Raw genomic sequence first — 19,155 nt, forward strand, 5'->3', positions numbered from 1 at the left:
TCGCCATGGAAGAGCAGACCGCCCCGGCCCCGAGCCTGTGGGAACGCAGTCGTCAGGCCGCGTACGCCGAGATCGTCGAGACGGCGATGCGGCTGTTCATGGAGCAGGGCTTCGAGAACACGACGATCGACCAGATCGCGTCTGCGGTCGGAATCTCCCGCCGGTCGTTCTTCCGCTACTTCGGAACCAAAGAGGACATCGTCTTCGGCGACCTCAACGAACTCGGCCATGTGGTCAAGGCGGCTCTCGAAGAGCGCCCGCCGGAAGAATCGCCCTGGGACGCCCTGCTCGCCGCGATGGGCGCGCTGTCCGGAGCCACGGGTTTCTCACCGGAACGAGGCTTCGAGATCGCGAAACTGACGCTGGACAACCCGTCGTTGCGGGCCCGCCACATCGAGAAACACCTTCGCTGGCAGGAGATCCTGGTCCCCGAGATCGAGAAGCGCCTCGGCATCAAGAGCGGCCCCGTCCCGGACCCCCGCGCCCACGCCATCGTGGGCGCGGCCCTCACCTGCCTCGACACGGCCATGGAAATCTGGGCCCGCCAGGACGGCCGGGGCAGCCTTGAGGACCTCTACCTCCAGGCGGTCACGGCCATCCGGTCGTGAGCCTTGCGCAGGGCCACAAACCACCGGCCCGCGGCCTGCCATCGGTCCGACGCCACCCAGCCGGACTTTCCCGCGTAGTCCAGCAGCGCCGGTATCCCCACCCGCGCCCACGGGAACGCCGCCCCCTCCGCCGTACCGTCGAAGACCCGGACCTCCACCCGCTCGTCCACATCCAGCGCTGCCGCCTCCACCAGCAGCACTCCGCCGGGCGTGACCAGTTCACCCACCCGGGACAGCAGCGCGTGCGGGTCCCCGCCGATGCCTATGTTTCCGTCGAGCAGCAGCGCTGTGGTCCAGGCGCCCTCCCGTGGCAGCGGGTCGAAGACCGAGCGGTGCAGCGCGGATCCGCCGCTGCGGACCGTGCGCGCCACTGCCTCCGGGCTCACGTCGATGCCGAGCGTGGGCCGTCCCAGCGCGGCGAGCGCCGCGACCAGCCGGCCCGGGCCGCAGCCGATGTCGAGCACAGTGCCCAGGCAGCGCTCAAGCACGGTCCGGTCCGCCGCGTCCGGTGCGGCGCACCACCGCTCCACTTCCAGCGGGAGCAGCCACCCGTCGGGACGGCGCAGAAACAGCGGGCCGCGGCCGGTGCGCAGTGCGTCGTTGTACGGATCGGCCTGCCAAGCGGTGGCGGCGGCGGTGGTGGTGGCGGCTGTGGCGGTCATCGCGCCCCGGTCGGTGCGAGCGCGCGGAGAACCGCGGCGAAGCGGGTGCGCGGCGCAGCCGCCGCGACCAGCCGGGCGTCCGGTGCGGTGTCGACGTCCCGCAGCCGCGGCAGCTCACGCACCGTCAACCCCGCGCCGACCAGCCGGTGCCGCTGTATCGCACCGGTCTCGGGTACGGACATCGGCACGCCGCGCAGCAGCGCGGGATCCGGCTCGGCCAGCCCGAGCGCCCAGAATCCGCCGTCGTCGGCCGGTCCGAAGGTGGCCTCGCCGGTGTCCAACGGCAGCCCGGACGCCAGGAGTTCCGGCGTCACCTGCGGGGTGTCCATGCCGATCAGCAGGGCCGGTCCGTCGCACAGCGAGAAGGCATGAGCCAGCCGCGCGTCGAGGCCGCCGGAGCACTGTGCGACCACCTCGACACCCGACGGCAGCCAGTCGCCGGGTGCGCCGTCCAGCACCAGGAGCCGGCGGCGTACGGGAGTGGCGAGGACGGCATGGAGCGTGTCGGCCAGCGCGGCCTCGGCGAGCCGGGCGGCCTCCTCGGCGGAGTAGACGGGCTGCAGCCGTGTCTTGACCCGCCCGGCGACGGGAGCCTTCGCGATGACGACGAGAGTTCCGTGCCCCTCCGAAGCCGCGTTCACCGCACCCCACCGCCGACCAGATCCATCGGCCGCTGTGCCAGGACCCGGCGCATGTCCCGTACCGCGTGCCAGGTGCCCCGCCAGGTGCCCGTCACCTTCGACTTCCCCGATCTCGGGAGGTATGGGACGTCCACCTCGCTCACTCGCAGGCCCGCATCCGACGCGCGAACCACCATCTGGAGCGGATAGCCGCTGCGCCGGTCGGTCAGGGCCAGGGCCAGCAGTTCCGTGCGGCGTGCCGCCCGCATCGGGCCAAGGTCCTTGAGGCGAAGGCCGGTTCGCCTGCGCAGCATCACCGAAAGAGCCAGATTCGCCGCCCGCGCGTGCGGCGGCCAGGCCCTGAGGCCCTGCGGCCTGCGCCGGCCCAGCACCAGGTCGCTCTCGCCGTCCTCGACGCGCCGTACGAAACCGGTCAGCAGGCCCGGGTCGAGCGACGCGTCACAGTCGCAGAAGCACACGAACTCGGCTTCGGACGCCAGCAGTCCCGCATGGCATGCCGCGCCGAAGCCGCGCCGCGGTTCGTGCACCACGGTCGCGCCCAGCGAGTGGGCGATGTCCGCCGAGCCGTCCGTCGATCCGTTGTCCACGACGATCGCCCGCCATCCGGCCGGAATGCGTTCCAGCACCCACGGCAGCGCCTCCGCCTCGTCCAGACACGGCAGTACGACGTCCACGTCCGCGATCACGACCCCGCACCCCGCAGCCCGCTCGCGGCGAACTCCGCCATGCCTTCGGCGAAGCCGACCCGGGCCTTCCAGCCGAGATCGGCCCCCAACCGCCGCGAGTCCGCGGTGATATGCCGTACGTCGCCGAGCCGGAATTCGCCGGTGACGACCGGCGCGGGCCCGCCGTGCGCCCGCGCGAGTGCCTCCGCCATCTCCCGGACGGTGTGCGGAGCGCCGCTGCCGGTGTTGTACGCAGTCAGCAGGCCCGGCTCCCGGTCCCGCATCGCTTCCACGGCGATCGCATTTGCGTCCGCGACATCCCGCACATGGACGAAGTCCCGCCGCTGCCGCCCGTCCTCGAAGACCCGGGGCGCTTCTCCGCGTTCGAGTGCTGACCGGAAGAAGGACGCGACGCCCGCGTACGGGGTGTTCTGCGGCATGCCGGGGCCGTACACATTGTGGTAGCGCAGCGCGACCGCGTGTCCGCCGGTGGCTCTCGCCCATGCCGCGGCCAGATGCTCCTGCGCCAGTTTGGTCGTCGCGTACACATTGCGCGGATCCGTCGGCGCGTCCTCGTCCACCAGGCCCGGAGTGAGCTGCGCCGCGCACTCGGGGCACCGGGGCTCGAAGCGGCCCGCAACGAGATCGGCTTCAAAGCGCGGCCCGGGACGTACCCGGCCGTGGCGCGGGCAGTCGTAGCGGCCCTCGCCGTAGACGACCATGGAACCGGCCAGCACCAGTTCGCTCACTCCCACCCCGGCCATCTCGGCCAGCAGCACCGCGGTGCCGAGATCATTGCAGCCCACATACTCCGGTGCGTCCGCAAAGTCCTTGCCGAGGCCGACCATGGCCGCCTGATGGCAGACCGCGTCGACGCCGCTCAGCGCCCGGGCGACCGCCGCCCGGTCCCGTACATCGCCATGGATCCATTCGGCATCGGGCAGCGGCGGCGGCACCGGATGTGCCGCGGGCAGCAGGGCGTCGAGCACGACCGGGTCGTGGCCGCGCGCGGAAAGAGCCGCGACGACCTGCGAGCCGATGAAGCCCGCGCCTCCTGTGACAAGTACACGCATACAGGCGACGCTACGGCCGTAAAGTCGCCCCACCACGATCACGCGCCGTCCCGTCACAGGTCCGTAAGGACTTGGGCCGGGCCGACCGCACATCGGACCGCCGGACGACGCCCATGGTCCGGCTGGCCTCGGACTCTGCTACTTTCCTGGAGCGAGAAACCGGTTTCTCGGCCGCGCGTGCGCCGTGCGTGCATGAAGGGGAGCGTCCTGATGGTTGCCTCGAAGCGTGCGAAAAGGGTCACGATCGCCGATGTCGCACGGGAGGCCGGCGCATCCGTCGCCACCGTCTCGCGCGTGCTGAACGGCGTGGACACCGTCGCCCCGGGACTCGCCGAGCGGGTCAAGGCCGCCATCGTCGACCTCGGATACCGGCCCAGCGCGGCCGCACAGGGCCTGGCGCGCGGCCGCTCCGGGACCATCGGCGTCCTCGTTCCCGATCTCGCCAACCCGTACTTCCACGACATCATCAAGTCGGTCTCGATCGTGGCCCGCGAGGCCGGCACCCGGGTCCTCGTCATGGACTCCAACGAGGACCCGGACGTGGAACGTGAGCTGACGGAGGATCTGATCCGCTACGCGGACGGCCTGTTGCTCTGCTCGCCGCGCATGCCGCGCGCCGACCTGGCCGCTCTGGCGGGCCGGGGCACCCCGATGCTGGTCACCAACCGCCAGGTCCAGGGCCTGGCGCTGCACTCGATCACGGTCGACTTCTTCCGCGGGATCATGGCGCTGTGCGGGCATCTCGCCCAGCTCGGCCACCGCAAGGTCGTCTATCTGGAGGGCCCCCAGCACGCGTGGGCCAACAGCGAGCGGCTGCGCGCGCTCTCCGGGGCCGAGGCCTTCGGGCTCGAGGTGGTTTCGGTGCCGTGCGGCTCCACCACGGACGAGGGGTACGCGGCGGCGCCCGCCGCCCTCGGCAGCGGCGCCACCGCCGTGATCGCGTACAACGACTTTGTCGCGCTCGGTGTGCTGGCCCGCTTCTCCGAGCTGGGCGTGAAGGTGCCCGACGACATGTCGCTGACCGGCTTCGACGAAATCGACATGGCCCGTTTCTCCGCGCCGCCGCTGACCACGGTAGCGGTTCCGCGGGACAGGCTGGGCCAGATCGCGGGCGAGGCGCTCGGCCGGATCATGGGCGGGGACGAGGACATCGAGCCTGCAACTGTCCCTGTTGAGCTGCGAGTTCGCAGTTCCACCGGCGCACTCTCTTGACACGGCCTCTGGCCGGGTGGACCTTGTTCGGGCACAAGGTCGAGTAAGCGCTATCTCACCAGAGGGGTGCGAGTCGCCATGTCCCGTCCACTGCGCCACCGAACAGCCAGGATCGCGCTTGCGGGACTGCTGCTCGCGGTGGCCGCCGCCGGCTGCGGCGCCCCCGACTCCGGGAGTTCGGAGTCCAAGGACAAGAGCCCGCAGCAGATCCCGGCGAAGCCCAGCAAGCCGGTGACGCTGGACATCCTGGATGTCGCGGGCAATCTCCAGCTGACCCAGGGCATGATCGACGAGTTCGTCGAGAAGCACCCGGACATCATCGGCAAGGTCACCTACTCCAAGGCCCCGGCACCCGATCTGGCCGGCAAGATCAAGGCGCAGCAGCAGGCCGGCCGCGTCCAGATCGATCTCGTGCTCACCGGCACGGACGGGCTGGCAGCCGGTCTCTCGCAGGATCTGTGGAGCTCCATGACGGAGCATCAGTCACTGATCGGAACTCCGGACTACCTTCCGCCCGCGGCCGAGATGCAGAAGCTGGCGCAGGGCAAGGGCACGGCGGTCGTGTACTACCCGTCGGGCCCGCTCTTCGAGTACAACCCGGACAAGGTCAAGAACCCGCCGAAGACGCCGCAGGAACTGCTCGCCTGGGCGAAGGCGAACCCGAAGAAGTTCCAGTACGCCGACCCGGCCAACTCCGGCCCCGGCCGCACCTTTTTGATGGGCCTGCCCTATCTGCTCGGCGACAAGGATCCCAGCGATCCCGAAAAGGGCTGGGACAAGACCTGGGCGTACCTCAAGGAACTCGACAAGTACGTCGGGGTGTACGGCTCCGGCACGACCGAGACCATGAAGAACCTGGCCTCCGGCCAGCACGACATGATCATGTCGACGACCGGCTGGTACATCAACCCGCGGGCGCTCGGCACCGTGCCGAAGAAGATGAAGGCCGGGCACTTCGACAACATGACCTGGGTGACCGACGCGCAGTACGCGGTGGTCCCGAAAGGCGTCGACGCCGACACCATGTCCGCGGCGCTCGCCCTGATCAAGTGGATGCTGACGCCCGAGCAGCAGGCCAAGGCGTACGACGACGGGTACTTCTACCCGGGTCCCGCGATCAAGAACGTGCCGCTTTCGATGGCGCCGGAGAAGTCGCAGAACACGCTGAAGGAGTTCGGTGTCCCTGAGTTCGACTCATGGATCGACCGGTTCCCGAAGAAGCCGTCGCTGCCGGCCGAGCAGCAGGTCAAGGCGTTCGACCTGTGGAACCGCCAGGTGGCGGGCCGCTGATGTCCCGTTTCTCCACGCTCCGGCTGGACCGGGTCTCGCGCAGCTTCGGCCGCCACGCGGCCCTCAAGGAGCTGCAACTCGAGATCGGCGGCGGCGAGTTCGTCGCTCTCCTCGGCCCGTCCGGGTGCGGCAAGTCCACCGCGCTGAACTGCCTCGCCGGTCTGCTCCCGCTCACCGGAGGCGCGATCTGGCTCGACGAGCAGCGCATCGACCGGATCGCGCCGGAGCGCCGCGGCTTCGGCATGGTGTTCCAGAACTATGCGCTCTTCCCGCACCTCACCGTCCGCGGCAATGTCGCCTTCGGCCTGAAGATGGCCAGGGTCCCGAAGGCTGACATCGCCCGCCGTACGGACCGTGCGCTGGAGATGGTGCAGCTGACCGGCCACGCGCACAAACGGCCCGGCCAGCTCTCCGGCGGCCAGCAGCAGCGCGTGGCCATCGCCCGCGCGATCGTCCTGGAGCCGCGGCTGGTCCTGATGGACGAGCCGCTGTCCAATCTGGACGCGTCGCTGCGGCTGGAGATGCGCACCGAGATCCGGCGGCTGCACCAGAGCCTGGGACTGACGACGGTGTACGTCACGCACGACCAGGAGGAGGCGCTGTCGCTGGCCGACCGCCTGGTGGTGCTGCGCGACGGCGTCATGCAGCAGGTCGGCACGCCCGAGGAGGTCTACGGCAGGCCCGCCAACCGCTATGTCGCGGGCTTCATGGGCTACCGCAACATGCTGGAGGTCACCGTCGCCTCGGCGGACGGCGACCGGCTCTCGCTCAGGTTGGCGGGCGCTCGGCTGACCGGCCTGGACCGTGACGGGCTCACGGCGGGAGGCCGGGCCATCGCGGCGATACGGCCCGAGGACCTGGACGTCGCGGGCGACGACGCCGACGGCCGTATCCCGGCGGACATCGAGGTCGTCGAGTACCACGGCCGTGAACTCGCTGTACAGGCACGGCTGTCGAACGGGCAGCAGGTCCACTTCCGTACGGCCGGCCGGCTCGCGCCCGGCGACCACGTGGAGCTGGCCGCGGCACCCGAAAGGGTCCTGGTCTTCGCTCCGGACGCCGGGGAGAAACCGCAGCCGGCGGACGAGCCGGCGAAGGACGTGCCGCGCCAGAAGGCGGCGACTCCATGACCACGGCACCGGCTTCCGCGCCGGTCCAGGGACGCCCCGCGCTGCGTCACCGCCTCGCGGAGCGCGGCGTCGACCGCACGCTGCTGCTGCTCGTGCCCGGTGCGCTCTTTCTCGTCCTGCTCTTCTGCTATCCGTTCCTCTACGGCCTCCAGCTCTCCTTCCAGCCCATGGAGGGCGGCGGCCCGCTCGCCAACTACCGGGAGTTCTTCGCGGATCCGTATCTCCGCGAGACGATCTGGCTCACGCTCCGGCTGGCCGTCCCGGTCGCCCTGGTGAACTGCCTGGCCGCCGTCCCGGTCGCCTTCCGCACGCGGGGCCCGTTCCGCGGCCGGCGGCTGATCACCATCCTGCTGGTCATGCCGATCACTCTCGGCACGGTGCTCACCGCCCAGGGTCTGCTCGGCTATCTCGGACCCAACGGCTGGCTCAACAAGGCCCTGTTGGGCATCGGGATCATCGATCAGCCACTCAAACTGGTGCACAACTACTGGGGCGTCTTCGCCTCGCTGGTGATCACCGGTTTCCCGTTCTCGTATCTGCTCACGCTCTCCTACCTCACCGGTATCGATCCCAGCCTCGAGCACGCCGCGGCGACGCTCGGGGCGAACCGGCGGCAGCGCTTCCGCCATGTGATGCTGCCGCTGCTCGCCCCGGGGCTCGCGATCACCTTCTGTCTCTCCTTCGTCCTGGCCTTCGCGGTCTTTCCGTCCGCGCAGCTCGTCGGTGATCCGCGGGGGAGTACGCATGTGATCTCGATCGAGGCGTACCAGGCGGCCTTCCAGAAGTTCGACTACTCCCTCGGCTCGGCGATCGCCATGATCATGGCCGCCGTGATGATGGCCGTGGTGGTCCTCGTGCTGGCCTGGCGCTCGATGCTGTACCGCGGCTCCACGGGAGGCAAGGGCTGATGGCCGACGTCCTGGACACCCGCGACCAGCTGACCGCACCCGCGCCCGCACCCGAGAAGCCCGAGCGCCGCAAGCACCGCTTCGGGCGGCCCGTCACCTGGGTGACCGCGCTGGTCTTCGGGTTCTTCTTCGTCAATCTCGCCGGCGTCATCGGCGTGCCGCTGGTGGACTCCTTCGGCACCCGCTGGTTCACCAGCTGGCTGCCGGACGGCTGGACGACCAAGTGGTACGGATCGGCCTGGCAGGAGTTCTCGCTCGGCCAGGTCTTCTGGACGACGGCCCTTGTGTCCGTACTCGTCGTCGCCATCTCGGTGGTCGTCGGCGTCCCGGCCGCCTACGCACTCGCCCGCCGCGACTTTCCCGGCAAGCGGCTGGTCCTGCTGCTGTTCCTGCTGCCGATCCTGGTCCCGCCGATCACCTACGGCATTCCGCTGGCGACCGTGCTCTACAAGTTCCAGCTCGCCGGCACGCTCACCGGAGTTGTGCTGGCCAATCTGGTGCCGTCGGTGCCGTTCGTGGTGCTCACGATGACTCCGTTCATCGAGCAGATCGATCCGCGCATCGAGGCCGCGGCCCGGATGTGCGGGGCGGGCACCAGCGCCGTGCTGCTGCGGATCCTCGCGCCGCTGCTGGTGCCGGGAATCCTGGCCGCGTCCGTACTCGTCCTGGTCAGAACGGTCGGCATGTTCGAGCTGACCTTCCTCACCGCGGGCCCCGACAGCCAGACGCTGATCGTGGCGCTCTACTACGCCGTGTTCTCTGCGGGCATCCGCACCCAGCAGTCGATCGACGCCATGGCCGTGATGTACACGCTGTCGATGCTGGTGCTGCTGGTGATCGCGCTGCGGTTTGTGAATCCGACGCAGCTGGTGACTCGCGTGAAGGAGGACACCGGCAGCCACTGACTCCCCTTTCCCACCCCCTGATGGAGAGGTGAAGTGCCATGCATCCGCACCCTTCGCGCCGCTCGGCCCTCAAGGCGGGCGGAGCGCTGACCGCGGGCACGATGCTGCCCGCGTTGGCGGCCGGTGCCGCCGCCGCATCGCCCTTTGACGCCCTGACTTCGGGCGACGGCTGGAGACAGGTGCCGCGCATACTCGCCCGGATCCGACCGCCGCGCTTCAGACGCCGGTATTTCCTGATCACCGACTACGGCGCGGTCGGCGACGGCGTCACCAAGAACACCGCCGCCATCCGCAGGGCCGTCGAAGCCTGCCACCGCTCCGGCGGCGGCCATGTGGTGGTGCCGGCCGGCCGCTTTCTGACCGGTGCGATCCATCTGCTCAGCAATGTGGATCTGCATGTCAGCGAGGGCGGGATCGTCGCCTTCAGTCCTGACCCGGCCGACTTCCTGCCCGCGGTGCTCACCCGCTGGGAGGGCACCGAGTGCTACAACTACTCGCCCTTCATCTATGCCTACGGGCAGCAGAACGTCGGCGTCACCGGCCGCGGCATCCTCGACGGCCAGGCCCGCCTCGGACCGTGGGAGAGCTGGTACCGCACCAGCGGACTCCAGGGACCCGACCAGAAGCTGCTGCGGCAGATGGGCACCACAGGAATGCCGGTCAAGGACCGGGTCTTCGGTGCGGACCACTATCTGCGCCCGAAGATGGTGCAGTTCTACCGCTGCCGGAATGTGCTGGTGAGCGATCTGACGATCGTCGACCCGCCGATGTGGACCGTCCATCCGGTGCTCTCCACCAATGTGACGGTCCGTGACATCACCGTCGAGTCCGTCCTCTACAACACCGACGGCTGTGACCCCGAGGCGTCGAGCTATGTCCATATCAGCAGCTGTCGCTTCAACACCAATGACGACTGTGTGGCCGTGAAGTCGGGACGCGACGAGGACGGGCTGCGGGTCGGTGTGCCGAGCGAGAACATCGTCGTCCAGGACTGCGCCTTCTCCGGCCGCTGGGGCGGGATCACGGTCGGCAGCGAGATGTCGGGCGGCGTACGGAATGTGTTCGCGGAACGCTGCCGGGTCAACGCGCCGGATTTCCCCGGCCATTACCCCGTGAAGTATCCGCTCTACGTCAAGGCGAGCAAGAAGCGCGGCAGTTATATCGACGGCGTGTACGTCCGGAGGTTCACCGGGCGCGCGGTGGAGCGGGAAGTCGCCTTCGTCAATATGAACTACAACAACGGCGAGGGCGGCATCCGGCCCGTGTCCGTCGCGAATATCCATCTCTCCGAGATGCAGATCGACGGCGCACGCGCGGTCCTCAATCTGGTGGGTCTGGAGACGGACCGGTTGCGGGGAGTGCATCTGTCGAACTGCACGTTCACCGGGGTCCGCGGCCCGGACTCGATCGCCTTCACCGACGACCTGACCTTCCACAAGGTCTCCGTGAACGGGGTTGAGGTGTCATGATCATGACTACTCGCGCGATTCGGCGCTGGGTGACCCTGCTCGCCGTCCTCTGTCTCGCCCTGGCCGGTGCCGTCCAGCCCGTGGGCGCCGAGGGCCGGCCGGATGCGCAAGGTCACGGCGGATCCCCGGTCCGCGGCTGGACCATCCTCTCCGACAGCGACCAGGGCGCCGACGAAGTGATCGCCGCCGCACCCAAGTACGACATCAACCATCTCCAGATCAGCCACGAGATCGTGCACGACCTCAGGGAGGTGCGCGAGGAGAAGAAGCGCGTCCAGGCCAATCGCATCACGGCCGCCGCGCACCGGGCCGGCATCGGCGAGGTCGCGATCTGGGACCACGCGCTCTACAAGCTCGACTACTACCCGGCCGAATTCCGCACCGGCCCCGACGGCACCATCGACCTCGACAACCCCGCCTTCTGGGAATGGTTCAAGAACGACTACCGGCAGATGCTCGACCTGGTGCCGGACGTCGACGCGGTCGTCCTGACCTTCATCGAGACCGGAGCCCGTGTGGAGCGCCAGCACTCCACCCGGCTCACCACCGAGGAGGCGAAACTCGCCCATCTGGTGGACCAAGTCGCCGACGTGGTCAACGAGGAACGCGGCCTCAATCTCTATCTGCGGACCTTCGGTTACTTCCCGAAGGAGATGGAACGCACCATCAAGGCCATCGACCTGGTCACCAACAAAGCCGCCCGGGTCATGATCAAGGCCCAGCCGCACGACTTCTTCCTCACACACCCGGTGGACACCACCGTCACCCGCATCAAGCGCCCGGTCCTCGTCGAGTACGACACCACCGGCGAGTACAACGGCCAGGGAAAGATCGCGAACGCGTTCACCGAGGAACACGTCGACCGGATGCGGTACTTCCAGCAGCAGCGGAATGTCATCGGCTATGTGGCGCGCACCGACCGCTACAAGGAGTCGAGAATCATCGGCACGCCGACCGAGATCAATCTCTACGCACTGGCACGCGCCGACAAGGACCGCAGAGCACGGCCCGAGGACATGTACCGCGAATTCGCCGCGCGTGCCTATGGAAAGCGAGCGGCGCCGAAGGTCGCGTCCGCGCTCTCCAAGTCGTACGACATCGTCACCTCGACGCTCTACACGCTCGGCACCAACAACGCCAACCACTCGCGGCTCGACTACGACCCGTACTGCTCCAGCTATGACCGCAGCATCTCCGGGAAATGGATCGACCCGCCCGTGACCCGGGTCCGCCACACGGTCAACAAGACGTTCCACTTCTGGACCGGGGTCGTCGAGCATCTCGCGCCCGCCTACTGCAAGACGTCGGCCACGATGAAACGCGAGAACCCGCACGTCCTGGAGAACGGCTGGCTCACCGACAAGAACACCATGAACCACACCTATCTCCGCGATGTGCTGAAGGAGAAGGCGTACGGAGTGCACCTGGCGCGCGCCGCCCTGCGCGACATCCAGCGCGCCGAGCCCGACCTGTCGGCCGCCGACTACCGGGAGCTGAACGCCTACTTCGAGCGGACCCTGCTGACCGCCCGTCTCCATCTCGCCATCACCACCGCGTACTTCGGCTACCGGATCTACGTCCAGGGGCCCGAGCAGCAGACCGAGCCGATGAAGCGGCTCATCTGGAGCGGACTCGACGAGTCCAAGAAGATCGCCGACGAGATGCGCGCCTATCCCGACAAGGCCGCCACCGGCGAATGGGACTGGATCCGCGACGCGGCCGAGGCCGACAAGTACCACACCCGCATTTCCCAGGGCTGGGACCGCTACGACCTGATCGCCGTTCCCCGGCCGACGTCCTGAGAGGTGACAGTGACCCCGCACCCGTCCAGACGCTCACTCCTCGGCTACGGAGGCGCGCTTGCCGCCGCCGTGGCCCTGCCGCCGGCGCTCTCCGCGCAGAGCGCGGCGGCGGCAGCAGCGGCCGAAGCCGCCGTCGCCGAACTCGCCTGCGACCCCTGGGACCAGGTCCCGGAGATCCTCGCCCGGATCAAGCCACCACGCTTCCCGGACCGCTGGTTCGACATCCGCACGTACGGCGCGGTCGGCGACGGAACCACCAAGAACACCGCCGCGTTCCGCAAGGCGATCGAAGCCTGCAACAGGGCGGGCGGCGGCCATGTCCTCGTTCCCGAAGGCAGGTATCTCACCGGGGCGATCCATCTGCTCAGCAATGTGGATCTACGGGTGGAGGGCACCGTCCTGTTCTCCACCGACCCCAAGGACTACCTTCCGGTCGTGCTGACCCGCTGGGAAGGCACCGAGTGCTACAACTACTCGTCGTTCATCTACGCCCACGGCCAGAAGAACCTCGCCATCACGGGCCACGGCACGCTCGACGGACAGGGCATGGCAGGGCCCTGGAAGAGCTGGCGCGACCCGGGCGGCGGACAGCCCGCCGACCAGGCGGAGCTGCGGAGAATGGGCACCGAAGGCGTGCCGGTCAAGCAGCGGATCTTCGGCGAAGGCCACTATCTGCGGCCGAACATGGTGCAGTTCTACCGCTGCCACAACATCCTGATGCGGGACGTGACCGTACTCGAACCCGCCATGTGGACCCTGCATCCGGTCCTGTGCACCAATGTCCTGCTCAAGGACGTCGATGTCATCGGCCGGATCAACAACAGCGACGGCGTGGACCCCGAATGCTGCCGCGACGTGCACATCATCGGCTGCCGCTTCCACACCGAGGACGACTCGATCGCGGTCAAGTCCGGCCGTGACGAGGACGGCATCCGCGTGGGCGTGCCCAGCGAGAACATCGTCGTGCAGAACTGCGTCTTCTCCGGCCGCTGGGGCGGCATCGCCGTCGGCAGCGAGATGTCCGGCGGCGCACGGAACATCTTCGCCGAGAACTGCGAGATCAACCCGCTCGATTTCCCGGGCCGTTTCAACCCGCGCCATCCCGTCTTCCTGAAGACCAACAAGAAGCGCGGCGGCTATATCGACGGTGTGTACGTACGCCGCTTCAAGGGCCGTCAGATCGACCGGGACTGCATCTATCTCACCACCAGGTACTCCAACCAGGAGGGCGACCGCCCGGCGATCATCCGCAATGTGCGCGTCGAGCAGATGACCCACGACGGAGCCCGCCACGCCATCAACCTCGAGGGCCTCGAATCCGACCCGTTCACCAATGTCCACATCGAGCGCTGCGAGTTCACGAACATCACCGAGCCGAATGTCATCGGCCCGGCCAAGAACCTGACGATCCGCAAGGTGTTCGTCAACGGAACCGAGGTGACACATCCATGAGACGTGCCAGCCGAGTGCTCTGGCTCGCCGTACTCGCCCTGCTCTGCGGCCTGTTCACCGCACCCGCGGCCACGGCGGGCGCCGCTCCCGATCCAGCGCCCGCCGCCGTGTCCGCGGCCCCCGTGTCCGCCGCACCCGTACCGCCACGCCAGAACATGCTGCAGAACGCCACCGCCGGACTCTTCCTGCACTGGGGCATGTTCACCCGCCCCCTGCACAAAGACTGCCGCGAATGGGAGAAAGCCGTCACCGACGGCGGCTGGAGCGCCGACTACTGGGTCGACGAGGCGAAGAAACTCAAGGCAAGCTATATCGTCCTCGCCACCTTCCACTCACGCCTCGGCTATGCCCGGCCCTGGCCGTCGAAGATTCCCGGCAGCTGCGCCACCGAGCGCGACATTCTCGGAGAGCTCGTCAAGGCCGCGAACGCGAAGGGGCTCAAGGTCATTCTCTATATGACCGACGACCCGCAGTGGCACAACGAGCAGGGCTTCGAGACCCTCGACTCCAAGGCCTACTCCGCCTACAAGGGCAAGGACGTAGACCTCACCACCCGGCCCGGATTCGGTGAGTACTCCTACGACCTCTTCTTCGAGGTGATGGCCAACTACCCGAAGCTGTCGGGGTTCTGGATCGACAACGACAACGCCTACTGGGAAGAGAACAAGCTCTATGAGCAGATCCGGGAGAAGCGCCCGGACATGACGCTCAGCAACAACAATGAGGACACCGCGATCATGGACATGGTGTCCCATGAGCAGAAGACCGGCATGACGCCGCCGTACGACCAGCCCTCCGCGATCTGGACGCCGATGCCTCGGCTCACCGAGTCCTGCTACAAGGTCCCGGACACCGGCTCCTGGTGGTACGACGGCCAGGACCGGCCCGTCTCCACCGGGCTCAATGTCGGCCGCTATGTCGCCAACGCCGGCACCTCCATCAAATCGCTGATGAACCTCACCGCCATGACCAACGGCAAACTCCCGCCCCAGCAGCAGAAGTTCACCGACTTCATGCAGGGCTATCTGCCACCGGTCTGGGAATCGCTGCACGGAGTGCACGGCGGCGGCTACATGTACGGCGGAATGCAGCCGGGCGCCTGGAACGACGGCGCGTACGGCTACATCACGGTGAGCAAGCAGGACCGGGCCCGCCAGTACGTCCATGTCACCACCCGGCCGACCAGCGGCGACGAGGTGAAACTCCGCGACAACGGCTACCGCGTCAAGCGGATCACCGATCTGCGGACCGGCAAGCGGATGCCGTTCAGCCAGCGCGACGGCAGTGTCACGATCAAGGGCATCAGCGCCTGGGACGCATACGACACCGTCTTCAAGGTCGACACCGGCCGGAACCGCGAAGGCGTCTACCCGACGCGTCTGGTCACGGCGAACGAACCGGCAGTTGCCGACGGCGACTTCACGACCTACTACGACAACAAGGGCGTGTTGCCCGTCGCGCTGACGCTGGACCTGGGCAGGGTCCGGCGAGCGCAGTATCTGGCCATCAACCAGCGCGAGTGGTCGCCGACGTACAACCGGGAGACCTTCGGCAGGCCGGAGGACTCGGCGCGCATCAAGGACTACCGGATCTCCGTCAGCAACGACGGCAAAGGGTGGCGGCAGATCAAGGCCGGTGTGCTGGAGAGCGCCCGCGGTGTCCGGTTCCTCGACCTCGGTGTGAGCGCGCGCTATCTGAAGCTGGACGTGGACACCACCTGGGCGGCGGCGACCGTGCCGCGCTTCTATCAGCAGCTGCAGATCGACGAGATCCAGGTCGGGTACGGCTACCCGAGGAAATAGGACCCGAGGAAACAGGACCACCACTGAGGGGGTGGGTGGGAGCCGGTGTGCCCGGGCGCGTCTCCCCGGGCACACCGGCCCACCCCCGGATCCCCTGTCCATTTCCGCCACCCGCCCGGGGAAGTGCGTGGTAGACCGGACGCGGACATGGCGGGGAAGAGGAATCGGGGGGTTCGGTGCGGGGACGACGACTGCTCAGTTACAGCGACGCGGTGGCGATTCTGACCGGCGACAGCGCGGGGCTGGCGGCGGCGGACCGCGCGCTCGGCGGAGCGCTGTCGGTGGCGACGGGCGGGGTCAGCGACACGGTGCTGAGCGTGTTCGACGCACAGGGGCGGATCCTGCGGCTCGGGCGGGATCTGACCGCGGGGCTGAGGGGGAGTCTGGGGTCGGCGGACCGGGCGTCGCGTACGGAGCGGATTGCCGCGGCGCACACGGTGCTGGTGGTGACGGCGTACTTCGAGGCGCTGGCCGAGCAGGAACTGCCTTTCCGGATGAGGGAGGTGGACCTCACCGGGCGTGAGCAGATCACTGTCGCCGGGGGAGACACAGGGTCCCCCTTCGTGCAGACACTGCTCGGCACCGGTGTACCTCTGCCGGCCCCGCACCTGCCGTACGAACTCGTCCAAGAGACACTCCACGCCTGGTACATGCGGCTGTCAGCGCGTCTGTGGCGCTTCCTCCGCGGGCTGGAGCTGGTCGACCAGCTCGATGCGGCACAACGTGAATCGGCCGGGCAGATCATCGCCCGGCTCCCCGATCCGGCAGTCGCTCGCTATGCGGAGCTGTACGCCCAACTCGCCCAGGAGGTCCCCGAGTTCGGGTTCTGGTCCGGCCAGATCGAGCACCAGGCGACCCGCGTCACCGTCCGCAACGCGCTCACCGGCATCGAGACGGCCCTCGCCGGACTCACCGCGGCCAGCCCGCTCCGGCACGCGGCTGCCGCGCTGGCCACCGGCTATCAGGCAGCTCTGCCCCGGCCGATCCTCTCCGAGGGGCAGGCCCCGGCGGGGATCTGTCTGCCCACCCTCGGCGAGGGCTACGTCGACCCCGACTTCCGCGTCTGTGAGGTGCTCGAAGGGACTCATGGCCCGGCGGAGGAGGCCTGGTGGGATTCCGAGCCCGTACGGTCCGACCTCACCGAGTATCTGGCAGGCGTCCTCACCTCCGTCGGCTCGACCAATGTGCCGCTGGTCGTTCTCGGCCAGCCCGGCGCAGGCAAGTCCGTGCTGACCAAGATTCTCGCGGCCAGGCTGCCCGCGGCGGGCTATCTGCCTGTGCGGATCGTGCTGCGCGAAGTGCCCGCCGACGCCGATATCCAGGACCAGATCGAGCACGCGGTGCGGGCCGCGACCGGGGAGCGGGTCTCCTGGCCCGAGCTGGTACGGGCGGCCGAAGGCGCGGTGCCGGTGCTGCTCTTCGACGGCTTCGACGAACTGCTCCAGGCCACCGGCGTCAACCAGTCCGACTTCCTGGTCCGCGTCGCCCGCTTCCAGGAGCGCGAGGCGGACCAGGGGCGGCCGGTGTTCGCTCTGGTGACCAGCCGAACCGCTGTCGCGGACCGCGCGCGTTACCCGGAAGGCGCGGTGGCGCTGCGGCTCGAACCCTTCAGGCAGCAGCAGATCCAGCGCTGGCTCGACCTGTGGAACGGCCTCAACGAGCCCTATCTCACCGCACGCGGCCTGCTGCCGCTGCCCGCCGCCGTGGCCGTGCGCCACCAGGTCCTCGCTTCCCAGCCGCTGCTGCTGATGATGCTGGCCCTGTACGACGTGTCCGAAAACGCCCTGCAGCGTGTCGCCGCAGGGGATGAACCGCTCGGCGAGGCGCAGTTGTACGAGGAACTGCTGACGTCCTTCGCCGTGCGCGAGGTGGGCAAGTCGTCCGGGGCGTGCACGGACCGGGAGCTGGCTCGGCGCGCCGAGCAGGAACTGCAAAGGCTGTCGCTGATCTCCTTCGGCATGCTCAACCGCCGCCGTCAGTGGATCACCGCCGCTGAGGCGGAGCAGGACCTGGCCGTGCTGCTCGGCCGGCCGGAACCCGTGCGGGACGGCTTCCGCGCACCGCTGGACCAGGGAGAGATCGCGCTCGGCCGGTTCTTCTTCGTGCAGCGGGCCCAGGCGATGCGCGACGAACAGCGGCTGGCGACCTATGAGTTCCTGCACGCCACCTTCGGCGAGTACCTCGCCGCCCGGCTCGCCGTACACCTGCTCGCCGGACTGCTCGACCAACGCCCTGCTCTTTCCGTCGGCCGGACGAGCGTCGACGACGACCTGCTGTACGTACTGCTGTCGTACGCACCGCTCTCCTCCCGCCAGATGCTCCGCTTCGTGGGCGCGCGGATCGGGAAGATCGCCCCGGAGGACCGAGTGCGGCTCGGGGAACTCCTCATCACGGTGGCGACCGACCACCGCTACCGCACCGAGCACCGGTTCGCGGACTACCGGCCCGCGGTGCGGGCCACATCGTCGCGGCACGGCATCTACTCCGCGAACCTGCTGCTGGTCACGCTGCTGGTCACCGGCGGCCTCAAAGCGAGCGAGCTGTTCCCCGACTGGACCAAACCAGTCGGGACCTGGCACCGTCGCGTGATGCTGTGGCGATCGGCCCTGACCGAGCCCGAATGGACCGACTTCGCGCTGGCCCTCAGCATCCGCAGCACGTGGAGCGGCGACCGTCAGGAGCTCGACATCCGGCCGGCACAGGACCTGGTCGACGCTCCGCAACCGGTGGACGCGTACTGGCTGTACGAACGCCCGCCGGGCAGCGAGGACCGCGGCAGAAGGATCAGCTGGGTGCGGCCGTACCCGGATCAGATCCGCCACAAGCTGGCGGTCTCGGGCGGCACCAACGACGCGATGGTCCTGCATGCCGTGGACCCGGTCTTCAACTGGCTGGCTCCTACGGTCACCGCGTTCGTGGGCACGTCGAAGGGCGTCGCGACGTCGATCGCCAACGGTTTGACGTCACTGTGGCTCGCCAGCGGACTGGGCGCGTCCGACGACGAGCTCGCGGTGCTGTACGACCACTGCGCCGAGTTGATCGAATCGCCGAACGGTCTCGACGACGTGTCCCGGGACCGCGTGATCAGGCTCGTCTTCCGGCAACTGGTCACGGATGCCGGCAGGCTCCCGGCGGCCGTCGTGTGCAACGTGCTGAAGGCTGTGGACTTGGGACGGCATGACACCACCTCCAGGGAACTGAGGGCGCGGGCGGCGCTTATGGCGCTCCAGGCGCATGGAGATGACCCCGTACTCCAGGCGTTTGCGCTGGAGTCCCTCAACGGCCTGGCTTTCGCCTCCCCCGAAGGGCTGCTGACCCTGTACTCCGAGAGCGCGGGCTCCGCGCCGGCCCAGGCGGTGCTCGCCGACGCGGTCTCGCACCTGCTGGCCAGCCTCCCGGCCGACAGTTGGAGTGCCGGATTTCCGGAGGAACTTCTCGACCAGACGCTCAGACTGCTCGACCGCCAGACCGCTCCGCCGCCCGACGCACCCTGACCCTCCCGCCGTCAGGCGATGCGCCGCAGCAGGGCGGCGGCT

At 68.6% G+C, this 19,155-nt stretch carries 15 protein-coding genes; 11 read left to right on the forward strand and 4 right to left on the reverse strand.

Annotation, left to right across the window (positions count from 1 at the left end; all coding sequences use genetic code 11):
- Window positions 1-5: 5 nt before the first annotated feature.
- Window positions 6-608, forward strand: coding sequence for a TetR/AcrR family transcriptional regulator (locus ACH4YL_RS11300; protein ID WP_398507013.1), 603 nt, complete (start codon window positions 6-8; stop codon window positions 606-608).
- Here ACH4YL_RS11300 and ACH4YL_RS11305 read toward each other — a convergent pair.
- From ACH4YL_RS11305 to ACH4YL_RS11320, 4 genes are read right to left on the reverse strand one after another with little or no spacing between them, the layout of a single operon-like run.
- Window positions 575-1,270: a methyltransferase domain-containing protein gene (locus tag ACH4YL_RS11305; RefSeq protein WP_398507014.1), complete on the reverse strand. Its 696-nt coding sequence runs from the start codon at window positions 1,268-1,270 to the stop codon at window positions 575-577. The two genes, ACH4YL_RS11300 and ACH4YL_RS11305, sit on opposite strands and share 34 nt — an antisense overlap.
- A complete protein-coding gene (locus ACH4YL_RS11310) occupies window positions 1,267-1,911 on the reverse strand; it encodes a DUF2064 domain-containing protein (RefSeq protein WP_398507015.1) in 645 nt (214 codons plus the stop codon). The genes ACH4YL_RS11305 and ACH4YL_RS11310 overlap by 4 nt, the downstream gene beginning before the upstream one ends.
- Complete coding sequence (locus tag ACH4YL_RS11315; protein WP_398507016.1) at window positions 1,908-2,597, reverse strand: glycosyltransferase family 2 protein; 690 nt, start codon at window positions 2,595-2,597, stop codon at window positions 1,908-1,910. Before ACH4YL_RS11315 ends, ACH4YL_RS11310 begins: the two co-directional genes overlap by 4 nt.
- On the reverse strand, window positions 2,594-3,649 hold the full coding sequence (locus ACH4YL_RS11320) for an NAD-dependent epimerase/dehydratase family protein (RefSeq protein WP_398507017.1): 1,056 nt from the start codon (window positions 3,647-3,649) through the stop codon (window positions 2,594-2,596). The genes ACH4YL_RS11315 and ACH4YL_RS11320 overlap by 4 nt, the downstream gene beginning before the upstream one ends.
- Before the next feature lie 210 nt (window positions 3,650-3,859).
- Between ACH4YL_RS11320 and ACH4YL_RS11325 the strand changes: the two genes are divergently transcribed.
- From ACH4YL_RS11325 to ACH4YL_RS11370, 10 genes are all read left to right on the forward strand, one after another.
- Window positions 3,860-4,861, forward strand: a complete 1,002-nt coding sequence (locus ACH4YL_RS11325) for a LacI family DNA-binding transcriptional regulator (protein WP_398507018.1) — start codon at window positions 3,860-3,862, stop codon at window positions 4,859-4,861.
- Window positions 4,862-4,939: 78 nt separating this feature from the next.
- Window positions 4,940-6,151, forward strand: coding sequence for an ABC transporter substrate-binding protein (locus ACH4YL_RS11330; protein ID WP_398507019.1), 1,212 nt, complete (start codon window positions 4,940-4,942; stop codon window positions 6,149-6,151).
- Window positions 6,151-7,281, forward strand: coding sequence for an ABC transporter ATP-binding protein (locus ACH4YL_RS11335; RefSeq protein ID WP_398507020.1), 1,131 nt, complete (start codon window positions 6,151-6,153; stop codon window positions 7,279-7,281). Before ACH4YL_RS11330 ends, ACH4YL_RS11335 begins: the two co-directional genes overlap by 1 nt.
- Entirely contained in the window at window positions 7,278-8,189 is a 912-nt protein-coding gene (locus ACH4YL_RS11340; RefSeq protein ID WP_398507021.1) for an ABC transporter permease, read from the forward strand. Before ACH4YL_RS11335 ends, ACH4YL_RS11340 begins: the two co-directional genes overlap by 4 nt.
- Window positions 8,189-9,094, forward strand: coding sequence for an ABC transporter permease (locus tag ACH4YL_RS11345; protein ID WP_398507022.1), 906 nt, complete (start codon window positions 8,189-8,191; stop codon window positions 9,092-9,094). Before ACH4YL_RS11340 ends, ACH4YL_RS11345 begins: the two co-directional genes overlap by 1 nt.
- Before the next feature lie 38 nt (window positions 9,095-9,132).
- The gene (locus ACH4YL_RS11350) at window positions 9,133-10,563 is read left to right on the forward strand and encodes a glycoside hydrolase family 28 protein (RefSeq protein WP_398507023.1); all 1,431 of its coding nucleotides are present in this window, start codon (window positions 9,133-9,135) and stop codon (window positions 10,561-10,563) included.
- Between the two features lie 2 nt (window positions 10,564-10,565).
- On the forward strand, window positions 10,566-12,365 hold the full coding sequence (locus tag ACH4YL_RS11355) for a hypothetical protein (protein WP_398507024.1): 1,800 nt from the start codon (window positions 10,566-10,568) through the stop codon (window positions 12,363-12,365).
- A 9-nt stretch (window positions 12,366-12,374) separates the two neighbouring features.
- The gene (locus ACH4YL_RS11360) at window positions 12,375-13,817 is read left to right on the forward strand and encodes a glycoside hydrolase family 28 protein (RefSeq protein WP_398507025.1); all 1,443 of its coding nucleotides are present in this window, start codon (window positions 12,375-12,377) and stop codon (window positions 13,815-13,817) included.
- Entirely contained in the window at window positions 13,814-15,619 is a 1,806-nt protein-coding gene (locus tag ACH4YL_RS11365) for an alpha-L-fucosidase (RefSeq protein ID WP_398507026.1), read from the forward strand. The genes ACH4YL_RS11360 and ACH4YL_RS11365 overlap by 4 nt, the downstream gene beginning before the upstream one ends.
- Window positions 15,620-15,831: 212 nt before the next feature.
- Entirely contained in the window at window positions 15,832-19,113 is a 3,282-nt protein-coding gene (locus ACH4YL_RS11370; protein ID WP_398507027.1) for an NACHT domain-containing protein, read from the forward strand.
- Window positions 19,114-19,155 lie beyond the last annotated feature (42 nt).

This window comes from Streptomyces sp. NPDC020681, assembly GCF_044334895.1.
Taxonomy (GTDB): domain Bacteria; phylum Actinomycetota; class Actinomycetes; order Streptomycetales; family Streptomycetaceae; genus Streptomyces.

Excerpts from the sequence above, each read along its gene's own strand:
- ACH4YL_RS11300 (WP_398507013.1), top strand. The coding sequence starts at position 6 with ATGGAAGAGCAGACCGCCCCGGCCCCGAGCCTGTGGGAACGCAGTCGT.
- ACH4YL_RS11305 (WP_398507014.1), bottom strand. The coding sequence starts at position 1,270 with ATGACCGCCACAGCCGCCACCACCACCGCCGCCGCCACCGCTTGGCAG.
- ACH4YL_RS11320 (WP_398507017.1), bottom strand. The coding sequence starts at position 3,649 with ATGCGTGTACTTGTCACAGGAGGCGCGGGCTTCATCGGCTCGCAGGTC.
- ACH4YL_RS11325 (WP_398507018.1), top strand. The coding sequence starts at position 3,860 with ATGGTTGCCTCGAAGCGTGCGAAAAGGGTCACGATCGCCGATGTCGCA.
- ACH4YL_RS11330 (WP_398507019.1), top strand. The coding sequence starts at position 4,940 with ATGTCCCGTCCACTGCGCCACCGAACAGCCAGGATCGCGCTTGCGGGA.
- ACH4YL_RS11335 (WP_398507020.1), top strand. The coding sequence starts at position 6,151 with ATGTCCCGTTTCTCCACGCTCCGGCTGGACCGGGTCTCGCGCAGCTTC.
- ACH4YL_RS11340 (WP_398507021.1), top strand. The coding sequence starts at position 7,278 with ATGACCACGGCACCGGCTTCCGCGCCGGTCCAGGGACGCCCCGCGCTG.
- ACH4YL_RS11345 (WP_398507022.1), top strand. The coding sequence starts at position 8,189 with ATGGCCGACGTCCTGGACACCCGCGACCAGCTGACCGCACCCGCGCCC.
- ACH4YL_RS11350 (WP_398507023.1), top strand. The coding sequence starts at position 9,133 with ATGCATCCGCACCCTTCGCGCCGCTCGGCCCTCAAGGCGGGCGGAGCG.
- ACH4YL_RS11355 (WP_398507024.1), top strand. The coding sequence starts at position 10,566 with ATGACTACTCGCGCGATTCGGCGCTGGGTGACCCTGCTCGCCGTCCTC.
- ACH4YL_RS11365 (WP_398507026.1), top strand. The coding sequence starts at position 13,814 with ATGAGACGTGCCAGCCGAGTGCTCTGGCTCGCCGTACTCGCCCTGCTC.